We start from the raw sequence: 16,560 nt of genomic DNA on the forward strand, positions 1-16,560 counted from the left end.
TGACAATCTGCGCCTGTCGCTACGCAAGAACTTCACACCTGACCTGTAAAGCAATCACCGCAAAGCCTTTGCCAGTGCCTCGCTGTGAGACCGTATAGTTCTGATGAGCGGACACGTCCTCCCATTGGTTCACACATTCAACATGTTGATGACCAATGTCCGTATCAATTTGAAATGCGATGAACCGTTCCGCTTGATTGAGCATCAAGCCATAAAGGCGTGGCATTCCGGGAAAGTCGATCTCAAGCTCAAGTACGACGGTTTCTGACCAATTAATGCCTTGGCTCTTGCCAAAACGTGCCAAGGCATCGGGAACACCGGCATCACGCCAGAAACTTGCGGTTTTCATCAGGCGATGGGCAGTTACAGCATTCTGTTCCTGCACATTCAGTTGCCGCTTCTTCAACAGCCGGTCCATTTGCATGTTGCCCCTCAGACGTTAGCCGCTATCAATCCCCGTACAGGCAGCACATTAATGCTCCAAGAGCCACGGATTGGCTTCGTCAAAGCGAGTCGGTTTCGGCATTTTTCCAGCGAAGAAGCCTTCGAAAACCATCTTGAATCTTTCACGCAAATCGTAAATCTGGTTTCTTTTGAGGTTGCGGATCTTGAAGCCATCCTTGCGATCGAAGTGGCATCCGAACAGCAGAAAGCTATAGCTGAATATTTCAAACACCCGCTGAAAGAGCGTTAGGCTGAAGCTTGCTTCTGTTGCAAGTTGGTACAACGCCCACTCCAGTAACCAGTATTCGTCGTAATCCCAAATTTCTGCTTCGTGCAATCGTCCAATGAACGACGCGTCCTCGAACGCTTCGCACCCAACGAAATTTCTGGCGATGACCGAATGTGCATCCATGTACGAGATTCCCGATGAAAATAGGTCGATAGCCTATCGAGTGGCTCACTCTCAAACAATAGATTGCATAATCCCGCTACCCTTGAAAGGTGACTGGATCGACCGGCTACTCCTGGCCGTTTTCTGCCTGCCACAACGGGCCGCAAACACCCCGAAGCAGCCGGCCGTTCTAGAAAAGGCGGCAATCATAAGCAGACGTTCAAGCCAAGCTGAAAATACCCGCTTCTCCAGTCTGTAGGTCGTACGCAACTAATGCCTCTTGAAAGGCGTCAGCGCCGCAAACAATTTCACCGTCACTGTTCCAGATGGCAGACCGACCCGCTGCTACATAGTTGTCGGCGGCGCCTATACAGTTTGGCTTGCAACCAAGTGGATGACATCAATGTGTCTGGCGATGTTTTTTTCAACTTCGCCCGGTACAGCGAGGATTTGCGCAGCGATTAGCTTCATTTCCCGTCTCGCGTCCATGTGTTGGGTTAGCTTCTAGAATGACTGAACCGGTGCTCAGCCTCCACGCGGCCCAAAACATCACCTCAAAGGGAAGTCATGCCTGAATTTCTCGTAGCCCTCCTGAACGCGTTATCCCTCATGGATACCTCAGCGCCAAAGGAAGGCCAATCCACATGGACCCAACGCCATCGAAAACTGATCAACGTGCTTTTCATCCTGTGCATGCTCCCCTTCTGCGTAGTAGGTTTGGTGTTTTTGATCCAATGGCTGAGCAACCTGGGCCCGGTGGCGCAGAAAGTGGCGATGGGCGTGGGCGCGATCCAGTTGATTGGCTTATTGGCATTATTGGGTCGCCGAAGAAAAGCTTAGCCGCTCGGGTTTCCCAGCCCTCAAAACCATGGTCAGTTAGCTACAGGGAATGACTCCCCAACAAACCAGCCGCTGGGTCAATCGGTGATGTGGATTGACGCGCACTACAACCCCAGCGCCTGCCTGTGGTAGATAGTCACCGCAGACTTCAATCACACAGGTTTTCGGATGAACACTCCAATCGCGATCATCGGTGCAGGGCTGGGCGGCCTGGCCCTCGCGCGGGTTCTGCATGTGCACGGGATCGCGGCGGCGATCTACGAGGCGGAACCCTCGGCAGACGCCCGCGCCCAAGGTGGGCTGCTCGATATTCACGAATACAACGGGCAGCTCGCACTGAAGGCGGCGGGTCTGTTCGAACAGTTTCTGGGCATCATTATTGAAGGCGCTGACGCCAAGCGGATTTGCGACAAACACGGCAATGTTCTGCTGGACTGGCCCAGCCCGGACAACGGTGGTCGGCCTGAGGTGGAGCGCGGCGAGCTGCGCAGGATTCTGCTTGAGTCGCTGCCGGCCGAGACGATTCGCTGGGGACACAAGCTCACTACGGTGGCCGCGCTCGGCGGTGGTCGGCATGGGCTGACCTTCGCCAACGGCTCGACCGTGACCACTGAGCTGCTGGTGGGTGCCGACGGCGCCTGGTCAAGGGTTCGTCCCCTGCTGACCGATGTGAAACCGGCCTACGCCGGCCTGTCCTTTGTCGAGACTTTCCTGTTCGACGCCAACCGTCGCCATCCGGCCAGCGCCGAGGTGATCGGCGACGGCACGCTGATGGCGGTGGTGCCGAACCAGGGCATCCTGGCCCACCGTCATGCGAACGGTACCTTGCAAACCTACGTGGCGTTGAACAGGCCGGAAGACTGGTTTGCCCGTCTCGACCTCTCCGATCCCGACGCAGCCATGGCCCTGCTCGCCGAGGAATTCGATGGCTGGGCGCCGGCGCTGACCGCGCTCATCACCGATTCCGATACGCCCCCCGTGCTGCGCCCGATCCATGCGCTGCCGGTCGGCCATCAATGGAAGCGCGTCCCCGGCGTGACCCTGCTTGGCGACGCCGCGCACCTGATGTCGCCGTTTGCTGGCGAAGGCGCCAACCTTGCCTTGTACGACGGCGCGTTGCTCGCAGAAGCGATTGTCGCCAACCCAGGAAACGTCGAAGCCGCGCTGCTGGCCTATGAACAGGAACTGTTCCCTCGCAGCGCAGAGACGGCGGCGGAAACGGACAAGAACCTGAAGTTGTTTTTCAACGAGACCGCGCCACAGGGTCTGGTTGATTTGTTCACTCAATACTTGCCGCGCCAATGATTGTTTTCACCCTGTAGCGGCTGGCGAAGCCTGCGTCCGGCTGCGAAGCCGTCGTGAAACACGCAATGGCCATCATGAACCAGATTTAAAAACCGCAGTCTTAGACCTGCCCTGAAATGCGCTCGCCCACCCGCTAGGCCAGCGCAGCCTCAGCCCCATGGTCGTCTTTCATCCGAGCCGTTCGCCCCATGCGCCAAGCCCTCGTGTCCTTTCGCGTTGTTTCGCTCTGCCTCGTTCCTTTGTTTTCCCTGTTTGCCACGCCCGCCCACGCCAGTGAGGAACGGCAACTGGTGTCGGACATCAACGACTACCGTGCCCACCCCCGCCGCTGCTCAGTGCGCCCGACCCAGGCGTTGACGCCGTTGGCGCTGAAGTCGAACCTGGCGTTGCCCATCGGTTATGGCGGCGCGTTGCGTGAGGGGTTGAAGCAGAACGGCTATCAAGCGGTGACGATGCGCACTATTCGCCTGGTCGGCGCACGAGATGCCGAGGACGCTTTCGACATGTTGCAGAGCAACTACTGCGGGGCGCTGCTCGATGCGCAGTACGCCGACATCGGCATCAGCCGCGCCCGTAGCGAATGGCAAGTGGTGCTGGCGCGGCCGTTGCTCGACAGCCGTATAGGCGACAGTCGAGCGGCGAGCAAGACGCTGCTGGCCGAGGTCAACGCCGCCCGGGCACGGCCGCGCCTGTGCGGTCGCCAGCGTTTCGCCGCCGCCCGGCCGCTGAGTTGGAACGCCGCGTTGGGCGCCGCCGCGCAAGGCCACAGCAAGGCCATGGCCTACGGCAATTATTTCGCGCACCAGGACCCCGACGGTGAAATGCCGGCGGACCGGGCCAGGGCGGCGGGCTATCGTGGCCGGCAGATCGGCGAAAACATCGCCGCCGGTCAGGGTTCGCCGAGCAAGGCGATGGCCGGTTGGCTGGCCAGTCCCGGGCACTGCGCCAATCTAATGAACCCGATGTTCACCCAGGTCGGCGCCGCGTTTGCCACGGATGCGCGCAGCGATGAAGGCGTGTACTGGACGATGCTGTTCGGGGCGAAGTGAGTCGCCAAGCGTCTACAGAACCGCAAAAGATTTAGGTAGAGTGAGGGCCTTGCGCGTCGCCTGCACATGGGGAATCAGCATGATCCGTCTTTCAGTCATGGCCAGTCGAAACTGATGACTCAGCCCGCCGCGAATCTACCCGCCGCCGTCCCCGGCCAACTCTCCCCCCGTGAACGCCGTGGGCTGTTGGCGATTCTGGTGTCGATTGCCCTCGCGGTGCTCGACACCGCCATCGCCAACACCGCGCTGCCGACCATTGCCGCGGATTTGCAGGCCTCCCCTGCCGCGTCGGTGTGGATCATCAATGCCTATCAACTGGCGGCCGTGGCCACGCTGCTGCCGTTTGCCGCACTCGGCGGGATCATCGGCCATCGCAAGGTGTTCCTCAGCGGGATCATTCTGTTTGTGGTGGCGTCGGGATTGTGTGCGCTGGCGTGGTCGCTGCCGACCCTGACCGTGGCGCGGGTGCTCCAGGGTGTCGGGGCCAGCGCGATCATGAGCGTCAACGCCGCGTTGATCGGCTTGATCTTCCCCCCGGAACGCCTCGGTCGCGGTCTGGGCTTGAACGCGCTGGTGGTCGGCACCTGCTTCGCCGCCGGCCCGACCATCGCCTCTCTGGTGCTGTCGGTGGCCAATTGGCCGTGGCTGTTTGCGATCAACCTGCCCCTCGGTTTATTTGCCCTCGCCTTCGCCTGGAGCTCCTTGCCGACCAGTAAGCCCAGAGCCGTGGTGTTTGACCGGCTGACCGCGGTGCTCAACGTCATTGCGTTCGGTGCGCTGATCTTCTCCCTCAGCCAGGCAGCGCAGTTGGGCTCGGTGAGCAGCGTGGTGATCGCCCTGGCGGTGTTCCTGATCGCCGGGGCGTTGATGTTGCGCCGCGAGGCCGGGCATCCGACGCCGATGTTCCCGCTGGACCTGCTCAAGCGCCCGATGTTTGCCTTATCGGCACTGACCGCGTTCTGTTCATTTGCTACCCAAGGCTTGGCGTTCGTCTCGCTGCCGTTCTTCTTCGAAACCACCCTGGGACGCGACCCGATCCAGACCGGTTTCCTGATGACCCCGTGGTCCATCGTGGTGGCCCTCATCGCACCGATGGTCGGGCGCCTGTCCGACACCTATCCGCCCGGCCTGCTCGGCGGCATCGGCCTGGCCATCCTCAGCGCCGGCATGGTCTCCTTCGCCTTGCTGCCAAGCGACCCCAGCGCCGCCGGGATCGTGATTCGCATGATCATCTGCGGCATCGGTTTCGGCTTCTTCCAGGCCCCCAACCAAAAAGCCCTGATGACCAGCGCCCCCCGGGAACGCGCCAGCGGTGCCAGCGGCACCATCGCCATGGCCCGGCTGATTGGCCAGGCAACCGGCGCGGCGTTGGTGGCGTTGAGTTTCGGGATATCGGGAACTCACGGGCCGGTGCTGGCGTTGAGTATCGGGGCTGGGTTTGCGGCGGTGGGGAGTGTGGCGAGCGGGTTGCGGTTGGTAGCGCGCTAAACCACAGGTTCAAGGGCTGACACTCACCCCTGTGGCGATCGGCTTTTGTGGCGAGGGGGCTTGCTGTGGCGAGGGGGCTTGCCCCCGTTGGACTGCGCAGCAGTCCCCTCTGTGCTTGGAATAGCGAGGTCCGCTGCGCAGAGTGGGCAATCCCCACTCTCTGCGAATCAACAATTACCCTCTTCGCAACTCGCCCTCTGATCGCAACCGCTTCACCATCAACTGGAACTTGTAACCATCAATCGACCTTCTCGCAGCTCCAACCGTCTGCTACTTGTCAGTTGATCGACTCTTTCTTCCAGCAGCGCAGTTACTTTAGCCGTAGCGCGGCCGAAGCCGAGAAGTCTCAGCGCACCAGATATCGCGTCGTCTGGACTCATGGAAAAACCCGAGATGATGATTTCTATTAAGGCCTGATCAAGTTCTTCCGGCGCCACCCACTCAAGTTTGCGTTCGGCGGACTCCCAATGGGCCCGGCTACGGATGACAACTGGGCGATTGTCCACCGGGTGCAGAAATTCACCCCGGCGCGAGAAGTGCCTTTGCCTAACACCCAAACCAATTGCGTTCTCCACGGCGGCAGTAATTCTCGCGCCCTGCCTTGTCACTCCGAAAGCCTCCATGAGACGTCGGGTGACTTCAACTGAATGCACCGGAGATTCAATATCGACCACTGTGCGTATCAACTGCAGTAGATGTTCGGGTTGGTGCTGATGCAATTCCACTTGGTTAGTAACCGCAGCAAGCCGAGCCTTTTTATAAGGCAGGCTAGCGACCGGATCGACTTCGGAAACGGTTTCATCACGCAGAATTTCATGTAGAGGCTCGATCAACACTTCTTTGACCGAGGACGCATCTCGACGATTTGCTATGCGCTCTCGGGCCGCGTCAATGGCTGCCACGGTGCGAATAATTTCTTGCTGAGGATTGCGGAACCAATCGGTGCTCCAGATTCGATGGAAGTTCCAACCCAACCCTTCAAGCACACCTTGACGCAGGCGGTCGCGATCACGGGCCGAGCGCGAGCTGTGATAGGCCGCGCCGTCGCATTCGACAGCCAGCACATATCGGCCCGGGAACTCGGGGTCTTTCACGGCCAGATCGATGAAGTACCCCGCAGTTCCGACCTGAGGCTCGACTTGATAGCCCAGATCGCGCAAGGAACGGATCACTTCATCCTCAAAAGGTGAGTCAGTAGGCTTTCCGGTTTCCATGGCGACTTCCAGTTCGCCTGTTTCTGCGTACTTCAGGAAGTTTTTCAAGGCACGTACGCCGTGTTTGGCGGTGGTATCAATCTCCAACTCATCGCCACGGAAGTTACAAAACACGCGCATCGCCAATTTGGCCCGCGTAATCAACACGTTGAGCCGGCGATGCCCTCCATCTTTATTGAGTGGGCCGAACTCACGAGCGATACGACCGGATTCATTGCGGCCATAACCAATGCTGATGAAGATCACATCACGCTCATCCCCCTGAATGTTTTCCAGGTTTTTTACAAAAAATGGCTCGCTTCCCTGTGCGGTGAAAAACACTTCGGCTTGGGGTGTCTTGCGCCGCAACAACTCAACTTCAACGTTAATCAGGTCACGCTGCGGTACGCTGAATGCCGCCACGCCCAACGAAAGCTCCGGTGTTTCCAGTGCATGTTTCATCACCGCCTGAGCAACCGCTTTGGCTTCATCCTTGTTGGTCCGTGTGCGGCCACGGTCATACAGTGCCTGCGGTAGATAATCGAAGCTCACACCTTTGGCGTGGATATGCTGGCCTGCCGAGGGAAAGACCACCAACTTGCTTTCATAGAACTCCACGTTGGAGACCGCGATAAGTGATTCGTGCCGGCTGCGATAGTGCCAGCGCAGATAGCGTTCCTGACTACCCGCCGCCTTAAACATGCTGAGGATACTTTCGATGTCGGCAGTGACGTCATTTTCGTCATCAGGTGCGATGTCCCGGCTAAACAAATCGCTAGGTGGCATTTGCCGGGTATCACCCACTACCACCACTTGTTTGCCTCGTAAAATTGCGCCGAATGCGTCGACGGCTTTCACTTGAGAGGCTTCGTCGAACACTACGACGTCGAATGCCAGCTTGCCCGGAGGAAGAAAGTTGGCGATGGACATAGGGCTCATCATGAACACGGGTTTGATTTGCTGAATGGCCCGCCCAGCCTTGTCGATCAATTGGCGAATCGGAATGTGCCGACGCTTCTTATTCAGCTCCGCGCGCAAGATTGCCATTTCACCCGGCTGATTCACGTTAGGCATGTCCTCCCATACCTGACGCGCGAGATACGTTTGAGCGTGATTCAATGAAGCGGTATCAAGTGCCTTGAACCTGGCAATCTGGTGTTCGTGCTTGATGCGATCAAATTGTTGTAACGGTGGCTTTTCGGCGTAGGCCTTCTGCACAAGCCCCGAATACCAGGAAAAGTCGAGAATCGCGGGTATCTGATCGGGGTTTTCGCTGCGTAGGGCGATGTTCAATAACTCGTCCAATTGGGCCTGGTGCATCTCGCCCGACAGTACATTGAGGCGAGCCAGCTGGTACAGCGCGTTGAGGCTGGACTGCCACAACTGCAAGCGCGCGCCCAAGGCAGAAAGATCCAGGCTTTGCAGTGTCTGCGCGGTGTCATCCTGCATACCGATGACTTCCAGGCCTCGTTGCAATGACTCGGTGAGACCAGCGAGATGCTCCTCGATGTCACTCACCGTATCCCCAAGCCCACTGGCGTCCGTGTGCCCGGCGAGGAACGCGATGATCCCTTGTGGAACATGACCATTACCGAGGTCTTCGTACAACTGGACAACCCAGGCACTGACGCGCTCGAGCACTGCCCAGTCGGACTGCTGGCGCTGCCATTGAGCACCGAAAAGGGCGCTGCCCAGGCCCTCGTGTTGGTCGTAGACCTTCTGGCTTTGTTGATAGGTCAGAACCGAATCGACCAAAAGGAGTTGTTCGGCATTACTAGCGGGCAACGCACCCTGTGCAAGCCCTTGCAAGCGAGCTTTGGCCCCGCGATAGCGCCCCGAAAACACCTTCCACCACTTGTCACCGTAAGCCAGCAGATTCTGGCGAACCTCCAACAAATCCTGCTCCCATGCGGCCTCGATCAATTGACCGCCATGGCTAGCCTTGCAGGTGCTCATGCGCTGACCTGCATCGAGTAATTCGCGAATGGCATCGCGGCGCAGCTGCCAGTCACCGGTACTCAGCTCTACACCTTGTAAACGGGGTGCTTCGGCCGCACGCCTTGCGGCGCGGCAGATAACAGCAACGTCGGCGAGGGTCGCAGGCTGGGTCAGCATCAGTCGTGACGAAAGCGCCTTGGCGGCTGCGTCTAGTGCCGCTAGATGTGCACTTGCTTGTTGCAATGCGTCATTAGCGCTGTTCTGTTCAATAGGAGAAAAATAAGTTCGCTTGCTACCCCAGAATGGGTTCAGGTCTGGACGACCCATCTCCTTGAGGTGAAGTGTCAGTTCTACAACTAAATCGCGGCGCTTTTGCTGATCCGTTTGAGTCCATGACGCCATCGGCGCGAACGCAATCGTTGGCAATACGCCGTAGTTTCGCTTGAGTGCGAGGTAATGACCCAGCACCTCGACAAAATCCTGGCCACTGGCACCTACACGCGCACTAACCGCGGCGCAATACTGGTTCAAATTACCTTGTAACTGCGCCAGATTGGCCAGGTCGTCCTCACCCACCTTAGTCAGCGGGCGACCCTGATCAAGTGTTCGACCCAGCTCCTTGAGCACCGAGGTTTTGGTGGATTTGTGGCTGTGTAATTCAAGTACCGCATCGCCTAAGTGGCATTCGTCGAGACGACGTTTAACTACTTCCAGAGCGGCCATTTTTTCGGCCACGAACAATACGGTTTTTTTCTGGGCAATCAGTTCCGCGATGATGTTAGTGATGGTCTGCGACTTACCGGTGCCAGGTGGTCCCTGAATAACCAGGTTGGCGCCCTCGCGCACTTCGAGAATCGCTTCAGTCTGGCTACTGTCTGCATCTTTGACGAATCGCACCTCTCCTGGCTGGAGCACCGAATCGATGTTCACATCCTCGGCATAGGCAGGTCGCTGATCACCAAAGCCAGAGCCCAGTAGTCGATTGATTACCGGGTGTACATCCGGTTGCTGATCCTGCGGCCAACTCTTCGGGTCCAGATCCTTGAACATCAAAAACTTGCCAAAGGAGAAGAAACCGAGGGCTGCCTCGTTTACTGACACTTTCCAGCGGGGTTGCTTACTAACCAGATCCGCCACTTCAGCATAAAAACCGTCGAGGCTACCTTCTGTAGTTTCGAAGCGATCTTCATTGAAGTCACAAGCCGCGAGGTCGAGACCAAAATCGGTCTTGAGCTTGGCGATTAATGACAAGTTCGGCATCAACTCGTCGCCAGAGTACTTCAGTTTAAAGGCGTCCTTTGCACCGCCACGCTCAAGAGTCACAGGCAACAGCATCAAAGGAGCCTTGCGCAAATTCTCCGAGCTATCGGCTTCATACCAATGTAAGAAACCCAGCGCCAGAAACAGCGTGTTGACCCCTTGCTCCTCGATGAAGGCACGCGCCTCAGAATGAATCCTGAGCAATTGCAGAAAAAGCCGCTCCTCCTCCAGAACGGTCTGCAACCGCGTGTCTGTATGCCGCCGCGCTCGACCCGCCTCGTCTACCTCATTGTCGACAGCATACGACTCACCCGAACTGTCGAGCTCATCCAATAGCAACTCATCAGTCGCAGCGTCCTGAGCGTCGTCTTCGTCTGGCAGCTCGAACCTCGCCAAAGTCACCATCCTTTGGCGCGCCTTCGGCGAAAAAGTCATAGCCTTTTCCTGCCGATAGAGCAGGTTGAACACCGATTCGGACAGCTCATCCACCACCGCCAACGTCCTGGCTGACGCGCGGAAATTCAACATGGTGTTGCGAAGGCCGATATCAAGCAGTTCCTTGCGGCTACCCTGCAGCTTTTGACTAATCCCTGAACTCATGGAGACTCTCTTGAAACGTGGTCGAGGCTGGAAACGATGAGGCCAGATGGCCATCACTCAACGGCGGAGCATTGGATCATGAACGACGATCATCGCTATCACAACGAACTAATGGCGTCTGTAAACATTAATTTCCGTTAAGACTATAGATGCTGTTGGCATAGCTTCGAGGATATGAAGGGTTGCTTTGATATTGATGACGGACCACACGTCTCAAAAAAGCGGATTCGACGCGGCACAGGCAGGACAGGTACCAGCCAGCCGGGCATGACACCAAACCTGCGGCGAGGGAGCTTGCTCCCGCTGGGTTGCGAAGCGACCCCCAAAGAGGGACTGCTGCGCAGTCCAGCGGGAGCAAGCTCCCTCGCCACAGGTTATTCATTGTTTGTTCTATTTTTGAACGGACTCAACGCGCAGCCCACGCATTAAACCGCTCTTCCAGCTCCTCACCATGGTCCACCCAGAACTCCGCATCCACTGCCCGGGCCTTGGCCATGTTGGCGTCGGCGGTTGGCAGTTGCTGTTGCACTTGCGGCGGTAGCAGGGCCAAAGCCTGGCGGTGGACCGGGCCGTAGGGGATGTTTTCCGAGAACACTTTCTGGGTCTGGGGCTGGCTGGCGAAGGCGATGAAGCGCTCGGCCAGGGCCTTGTTTGGCGTGCCTTTGACCACGGCCCAGTATTCCGGGTCGTAGAGGCTTTGCGGCCAGACGATGCTCAGGTTCATGCCTTCTTTCTGCGCCGAGGCGATGCGGCCGTTGTAGGCGGCGCTCATGACCACGTCACCGGCAATCAACCACTGCGCCGGTTGGGCGCCGGCCTCCCACCACTGGATGTTCGACTTGATCTTGTCGAGCTTGGCAAAGGCGCGGCTCACGCCTTCGGGGGTGTTCAGGACTTTGTAGAGTTGATCAGGCGCGACGCCATCGGCCAGCAACGCGATTTCCAGGGTGTACTTGGCGCCTTTGCGCAGCCCGCGCTTGCCCGGGAAGTCGTTGACGTTCCAGAAGTCCGCCCAGGAGCTCGGGGTCTTGGTCAGTTTGTTCTGATCGTACGCCATGACCATCGACCACACGTAGGTGGCCACGCCGCACTCGGTAAAGGTCCCCGGCACGTACTGGCTCTGGTCGCCAAAACTGGCGGCGTCCAGTTTCTCGAACAAACCGGCATCGCAGCCGCGCAACAGTTCCGGGCTTTCGACTTCAACCACGTCCCAACTGGTGTGGCCGACATCGACCATGGCCTTGATCTTCGACAGCTCGCCGTTGTATTCGCCGGCGACGATGCGTCCGGCACCGCTGGCGTTGAAAGGTTGGAAGTAGGCTTTGTCCTGGGCCTGCTTGGTGACGCCGCCAAAGGAAATGACGGTCAAATCCTGCGGCGTGGCGAATGCACCAGTGCACAACAGGGCCAGGGAAAAAGGGATGCACGTACGTAAGGTTAAAGACATGGAACGCTCCCGCAGCTGTTTTTTTAAAATTAGGGTAAAGCCGGGCAGTGCTGGCCAGAGACCAATAACAGTTCCATCGTGCTGGCCTCCTGGGACCGACATCGTTATGAGCAACGGCTTCCATCCGGGAACGCCGAACCACGCAGGGTGTGGCTCGATAGTGCGACATCCCTCTACAGAGGAAAATTATTAAAAATATGCTTGGGAGCGATAAAAAAGCTCTCTAGCAGCGGATCCGACTGACGGTATTCGTCCCGCTCAAAGCGCTCTGCGACACGCTTCCCACCTTCAAGTCCTGCGCAAATCCGGGATTTTTTTGCGCCTCGTTTTGATATGTTTATTTTCAGTGTATTGATTAATGAAATATTACGTGTCATTTATAGCCACACAAAAACAACCCCAAGGAGTCAACAATATGAACAAGACAGCACTTCTAGGCGCCCTGACCCTCTGCGCCGCGAGCTTCCTGGCCCACGCCGATGAAGACAGCCTGCGCATCGGCATCGAAGCCGCTTACCCGCCCTTCTCCTACAAGACGCCGGAAGGCAACGTCAGTGGTTTCGACTACGACATCGGCAACGCGCTGTGCGAGGAAATGAAGGTCAAGTGCGAGTGGGTGATCCAGGAGTTCGACGGCATGATCCCTTCGCTCAAAGTGCGCAAGATCGACGCGGTGCTGTCGTCGATGTCGATCACCGAAGACCGGATGAAGTCGGTCGACTTCAGCAAAAAGTACTACCACACGCCGGGCAAGTTCGCGATGAAGGCCGGCAACGTGATCAACGATCCGCTGGTGGACCTCAAGGGCAAGAAAGTCGGGGTGCAACGCTCTTCGACCTATGACCGCTTCGCCACCGAGCAACTGGAAACAGCCGGGGTCAGCGTCGTGCGCTACGGCTCGCAAAACGAAGCGTTCCTCGACCTCGCCTCGGGTCGCCTCGACGCCACCCTTGCCGACATTGTCAACACCGACGAGAGCTTTATCAAAACGCCAGCGGGCAAAGGTTTCGCCCTCGTCGGGCCAGACATCAACGACCCGAAATACTTCGGTCGCGGCGCCGGGATCGCGGTGCGCAAGGGGGACAGCGTGAACACCGCACGCCTCAACACCGCGATTGACGCGATCCGCGCCAACGGCAAGTACCAGCAAGTCATGGCCAAGTACTTCGCGTTCGATATCTACGGCGAGTAACCCCTACCTGTCACCCGGGCGCCCGTCTCCGGCACGCGGCGCAGCGGTTTGTCTCGCGGTTTTTTTGAGGACTTCATCATGCTTCACGGCTACGGATCGAGCATTCTCGATGGCGCCTGGCTGACCATCAACCTGGCCCTGACCTCCATGGCCATGGCGATTGCCCTCGGCCTGATCGGTGCAGCCTTTCGCCTGTCGCCCCTGAAATGGCTGGCCATGCTCGGCGAAAGCTACACCACGCTGATTCGCGGCATCCCGGACCTGGTGCTGATCCTGCTGATCTTCTACGGCGGCCAGGACCTGGTGAACCGCATCGCCCTTGCGCTGGGTTACACCCACTACATCGACATCAATCCCTTCATCGCCGGCGTCTGCACCATGGGCTTCATTTTCGGCGCCTACCTCTCGGAAACCTTTCGCGGCGCGTTCATGGCGATCCCCAAAGGCCAGGCCGAAGCCGGCGCGGCGTATGGCATGACGGGCGCACAAGTGTTCTGGCGAATCCTGGTGCCGCAGATGATTCGCTTCGCCATCCCGGGGTTCACCAACAACTGGTTGGTGCTGACCAAATCCACCGCGCTGATTTCGGTGATCGGGTTGCAGGACATGATGTTCAAAGCCAAAAACGCCGCGGATGCGACCCACGAGCCGTTCACCTTTTTCCTCGCGGTGGCGGCGCTGTACCTGATGCTCACCAGCGTGTCATTGCTGGTGCTGCGCTATCTGGAAAAACACTACTCGGTCGGCATCAAAGCCGCCGAATTGTGATCGGGAGCTGCCCTCAATGCTCGACTACAACCTGATCTGGGACAACCTGCCGCTGTACTTCAACGGCGCCTTGTTGACCCTCAAAGTGCTGCTGATTTCCCTGGCGTTCGGCCTGGTGCTGGCGATCCCGCTGGCCCTGATGCGCGTGTCCCGCTCACCGCTGCTCAGCTTCCCGGCGTGGCTCTACACCTACGTGATTCGCGGCACGCCGATGCTGGTGCAATTGTTCCTGATCTATTACGGCCTGGCGCAGTTCGCCGCCGTGCGGGAAAGCGCGCTCTGGCCGTACCTGTCCAGCGCGACCTTTTGCGCTTGCCTGGCGTTCGCGATCAACACCAGTGCCTACAGCGCCGAACTGCTGGCCGGCAGCCTGAAGTCCACGGCCCACGGCGAGATCGAAGCCGCGAAAGCCATGGGTATGTCGCGCTTCACCTTGTACCGGCGAATCCTGCTGCCCTCGGCCCTGCGCCGGGCGCTGCCGCAGTACAGCAACGAAGTCTTGATGATGCTGCAAACCACCAGCCTGGCGTCGATTGTCACGCTGGTGGACATCACCGGCGCTGCGCGAACGGTCAGTGCGCGGTTCTATTTACCGTTCGAGGCGTTCATCACCGCCGGCCTGATCTACCTGGCCCTGACCTTCATTCTGGTGCGTCTGTTCAAGCTGGCCGAGCGCCGCTGGCTGGCGTACCTGGCACCGCGCAAGCACTAAGGAGCGTGTATGGAACACATTGAATATTTGTTGCCGTGGAGTGCTTCGGGCACGGAACGGCGCCTGTCGCTGTTTCGCTTTGGCAGCGGATCGCGCAAGGCGTACATCCAGGCGTCCCTGCATGCCGATGAGTTGCCGGGGATGCGCGTGGCGGTCGAACTCAAGCGACGCTTGCGGCTGCTGGAAGAACAAGGTCGGCTGAACGGCGTGATCGAACTGGTGCCGATGGCCAATCCGATCGGCATCGCCCAGATGTTCCAGGCCACGCATCAGGGTCGCTTCGAATTCAACAGCGGCAAGAATTTCAACCGCGACTTCCCGGAGCTGACCGAAGCCGTGGCAGCGTTGGTGCAAGGTCAATTGGGCGACGACGCCGACCTCAACACCACGCTGATCCGCCGCGCCATGAGCGATGTCCTTACCGACATGCCACCCGCGACCTCGGAACTCGATGGCCTGCGTCGCCTGTTGCTGGAACACGCGTGTGACGCCGACGTGGTGCTGGACCTGCACTGCGATTTCGAGTCGATCATGCTGCTTTACGCCATGCCGCAAAACTGGCCGCGCCTGCGTTCATTGGCCGCTCGCCTCGGCGCCGGCGCCGCACTGCTGGCCGAAGATGCCGGCGGCAGTGCCTTCGATGAAGCCTGCGCCTTCCCTTGGCTGCGCTTGACCGAGCTGTTCCCCGAAGCCGCTATTCCACTGGCGTGCGTGGCGACCACCATTGAATTGCGCGGCATGGCTGACACAGAGCGCGAGCCCTGCGTCGACAGCGCCGAAGCCATTCTCGGCTACCTCGCCGAACAAGGCCTGATCAGCGGTGACTGGCCCGAAGCGCCGTTATTCTGCTGTGACGCCACGCCGTTTGCCGGCGCGCAATACGCCTACGCGCCGCACCCCGGCGTGGTGAGTTTTCTGCAACCGCTGGGGGCGCGAGTGCGGGTCGGCGATCCATTGTTTGAAGTGCTCGATCCATTGACCGACCGCCACAGCATCGTGCGCGCCAGCACCGACGGCATCCTCTATGCCCGGGAACGCCTGCGTTTCGCCCAACCCGGTTTGTGGCTGGCCAAAGTTGCCGGTACCCGCCTTATTCGCCAGGGTCGCTTGCTCAGCGACTGATGCCAGAAGAGTGAACAGCATGTACAAACTTGAAATCCAGAACCTGCACAAAAGCTACGGCTCCCACCAAGTGCTCAAGGGTGTTTCCCTGGAAGCGAAGGCCGGTGACGTGATTAGCATTATCGGCTCCAGCGGCTCCGGCAAAAGCACCTTCCTGCGCTGCATCAACCTGCTGGAACAGCCCAACGCCGGCAACATCGTGCTCAACGGCGAGCCACTGAAACTGGTCAGCAACACACTCGGCGGGCTCAAGGCTGCCGAGCCGAAACAGTTGCAACGCATGCGTTCGCGGCTGTCGATGGTGTTCCAGCACTTCAACCTGTGGTCGCACATGAGCGCCCTGGAAAATGTGATGGAAGCCCCGGTGCATGTGCTCGGGATGGGCAAGAAAGAAGCGCGGGAAAAGGCCGAGCATTACCTGAACAAAGTCGGCGTCGCCCATCGCAAGGACGCGTGGCCGGCGCACATGTCCGGCGGCGAGCAGCAGCGCGTGGCGATTGCCAGGGCACTGGCCATGGAACCGGAAGTGATGCTGTTCGACGAGCCGACCTCGGCCCTCGACCCGGAACTGGTGGGCGAAGTGCTCAAAGTCATGCAGGACCTGGCGCTGGAAGGCCGGACTATGGTGGTGGTGACCCACGAAATGGGCTTCGCCCGCGAGGTGTCGAACCAATTGGTGTTCCTGCACAAAGGCCAGGTCGAGGAGCGTGGCGACCCGCGCGAAGTGCTGGTCAACCCACAGTCCGAACGCCTGCAGCAGTTTCTGTCCGGGAGCTTGAAGTAATCCCGCTGGCGCTGCACACCCACGGTT

13 protein-coding genes are annotated in these 16,560 nt (G+C 58.8%); 9 read left to right on the plus strand and 4 right to left on the minus strand.

Features of this window, described 5'->3' with window-relative positions; all coding sequences use genetic code 11:
- Nucleotides 1-19 precede the first annotated feature (19 nt).
- A complete protein-coding gene (locus tag FQ192_RS18470; protein ID WP_256672313.1) occupies nucleotides 20-418 on the minus strand; it encodes a hypothetical protein in 399 nt (132 codons plus the stop codon).
- A gap of 54 nt (nucleotides 419-472) precedes the next feature.
- Entirely contained in the window at nucleotides 473-856 is a 384-nt protein-coding gene (locus tag FQ192_RS18475) for an Imm41 family immunity protein (RefSeq protein WP_149659852.1), read from the minus strand.
- A gap of 546 nt (nucleotides 857-1,402) precedes the next feature.
- Here FQ192_RS18475 and FQ192_RS18485 point away from each other — a divergent pair.
- From FQ192_RS18485 to FQ192_RS18500, 4 genes are all read left to right on the plus strand, one after another.
- Nucleotides 1,403-1,675 (plus strand): hypothetical protein, encoded by a 273-nt coding sequence (locus FQ192_RS18485; protein ID WP_149659853.1) that lies wholly within the window; start codon nucleotides 1,403-1,405, stop codon nucleotides 1,673-1,675.
- A gap of 168 nt (nucleotides 1,676-1,843) precedes the next feature.
- Nucleotides 1,844-2,980 (plus strand): NAD(P)/FAD-dependent oxidoreductase, encoded by a 1,137-nt coding sequence (locus FQ192_RS18490; RefSeq protein ID WP_149659854.1) that lies wholly within the window; start codon nucleotides 1,844-1,846, stop codon nucleotides 2,978-2,980.
- A gap of 188 nt (nucleotides 2,981-3,168) precedes the next feature.
- Complete coding sequence (locus FQ192_RS18495) at nucleotides 3,169-4,029, plus strand: CAP domain-containing protein (RefSeq protein ID WP_149659855.1); 861 nt, start codon at nucleotides 3,169-3,171, stop codon at nucleotides 4,027-4,029.
- A 183-nt stretch (nucleotides 4,030-4,212) separates the two neighbouring features.
- The gene (locus tag FQ192_RS18500; protein WP_256672315.1) at nucleotides 4,213-5,517 is read left to right on the plus strand and encodes an MFS transporter; all 1,305 of its coding nucleotides are present in this window, start codon (nucleotides 4,213-4,215) and stop codon (nucleotides 5,515-5,517) included.
- A 218-nt stretch (nucleotides 5,518-5,735) separates the two neighbouring features.
- Here the strand turns inward: FQ192_RS18500 and FQ192_RS18505 are convergent, their stop codons facing one another.
- The gene (locus tag FQ192_RS18505) at nucleotides 5,736-10,508 is read right to left on the minus strand and encodes a DUF3320 domain-containing protein (RefSeq protein ID WP_149659857.1); all 4,773 of its coding nucleotides are present in this window, start codon (nucleotides 10,506-10,508) and stop codon (nucleotides 5,736-5,738) included.
- A gap of 406 nt (nucleotides 10,509-10,914) precedes the next feature.
- Entirely contained in the window at nucleotides 10,915-11,955 is a 1,041-nt protein-coding gene (locus tag FQ192_RS18515) for an ABC transporter substrate-binding protein (RefSeq protein ID WP_149659859.1), read from the minus strand.
- A gap of 415 nt (nucleotides 11,956-12,370) precedes the next feature.
- Here FQ192_RS18515 and FQ192_RS18520 point away from each other — a divergent pair, with 415 nt between their 5' ends.
- The 5 genes from FQ192_RS18520 to FQ192_RS18540 all read left to right on the plus strand — a co-directional run bounded on the left by FQ192_RS18520 (nucleotide 12,371) and on the right by FQ192_RS18540 (nucleotide 16,533).
- Entirely contained in the window at nucleotides 12,371-13,147 is a 777-nt protein-coding gene (locus FQ192_RS18520) for an ABC transporter substrate-binding protein (RefSeq protein WP_149659860.1), read from the plus strand.
- A 78-nt stretch (nucleotides 13,148-13,225) separates the two neighbouring features.
- Complete coding sequence (locus FQ192_RS18525; RefSeq protein ID WP_149659861.1) at nucleotides 13,226-13,915, plus strand: ABC transporter permease; 690 nt, start codon at nucleotides 13,226-13,228, stop codon at nucleotides 13,913-13,915.
- Between the two features lie 16 nt (nucleotides 13,916-13,931).
- Nucleotides 13,932-14,627, plus strand: a complete 696-nt coding sequence (locus FQ192_RS18530) for an ABC transporter permease (RefSeq protein WP_149659862.1) — start codon at nucleotides 13,932-13,934, stop codon at nucleotides 14,625-14,627.
- Between the two features lie 9 nt (nucleotides 14,628-14,636).
- Nucleotides 14,637-15,749: a succinylglutamate desuccinylase/aspartoacylase family protein gene (locus tag FQ192_RS18535; RefSeq protein ID WP_149659863.1), complete on the plus strand. Its 1,113-nt coding sequence runs from the start codon at nucleotides 14,637-14,639 to the stop codon at nucleotides 15,747-15,749.
- 19 nt (nucleotides 15,750-15,768) lie between these two features.
- Nucleotides 15,769-16,533 carry an ABC transporter ATP-binding protein gene (locus tag FQ192_RS18540; RefSeq protein WP_149659864.1) on the plus strand — a complete coding sequence of 255 codons (765 nt, stop codon included), beginning with the start codon at nucleotides 15,769-15,771 and terminating at the stop codon, nucleotides 16,531-16,533.
- Nucleotides 16,534-16,560: the final 27 nt, after the last annotated feature.

Source organism: Pseudomonas sp. ANT_J12 (assembly GCF_008370045.1).
Taxonomy (GTDB): Bacteria; Pseudomonadota; Gammaproteobacteria; order Pseudomonadales; family Pseudomonadaceae; genus Aquipseudomonas.

Bases quoted from the DNA above. Each gene is read 5' to 3' on its own strand.
- FQ192_RS18525 (WP_149659861.1), top strand. From the start codon at position 13,226: ATGCTTCACGGCTACGGATCGAGCATTCTCGATGGCGCCTGGCTGACC.
- FQ192_RS18530 (WP_149659862.1), top strand. From the start codon at position 13,932: ATGCTCGACTACAACCTGATCTGGGACAACCTGCCGCTGTACTTCAAC.
- FQ192_RS18475 (WP_149659852.1), bottom strand. From the start codon at position 856: ATGGATGCACATTCGGTCATCGCCAGAAATTTCGTTGGGTGCGAAGCG.
- FQ192_RS18490 (WP_149659854.1), top strand. From the start codon at position 1,844: ATGAACACTCCAATCGCGATCATCGGTGCAGGGCTGGGCGGCCTGGCC.
- FQ192_RS18495 (WP_149659855.1), top strand. From the start codon at position 3,169: ATGCGCCAAGCCCTCGTGTCCTTTCGCGTTGTTTCGCTCTGCCTCGTT.
- FQ192_RS18515 (WP_149659859.1), bottom strand. From the start codon at position 11,955: ATGTCTTTAACCTTACGTACGTGCATCCCTTTTTCCCTGGCCCTGTTG.
- FQ192_RS18520 (WP_149659860.1), top strand. From the start codon at position 12,371: ATGAACAAGACAGCACTTCTAGGCGCCCTGACCCTCTGCGCCGCGAGC.
- FQ192_RS18470 (WP_256672313.1), bottom strand. From the start codon at position 418: ATGGACCGGCTGTTGAAGAAGCGGCAACTGAATGTGCAGGAACAGAAT.
- FQ192_RS18540 (WP_149659864.1), top strand. From the start codon at position 15,769: ATGTACAAACTTGAAATCCAGAACCTGCACAAAAGCTACGGCTCCCAC.
- FQ192_RS18535 (WP_149659863.1), top strand. From the start codon at position 14,637: ATGGAACACATTGAATATTTGTTGCCGTGGAGTGCTTCGGGCACGGAA.
- FQ192_RS18485 (WP_149659853.1), top strand. From the start codon at position 1,403: ATGCCTGAATTTCTCGTAGCCCTCCTGAACGCGTTATCCCTCATGGAT.
- FQ192_RS18505 (WP_149659857.1), bottom strand. From the start codon at position 10,508: ATGAGTTCAGGGATTAGTCAAAAGCTGCAGGGTAGCCGCAAGGAACTG.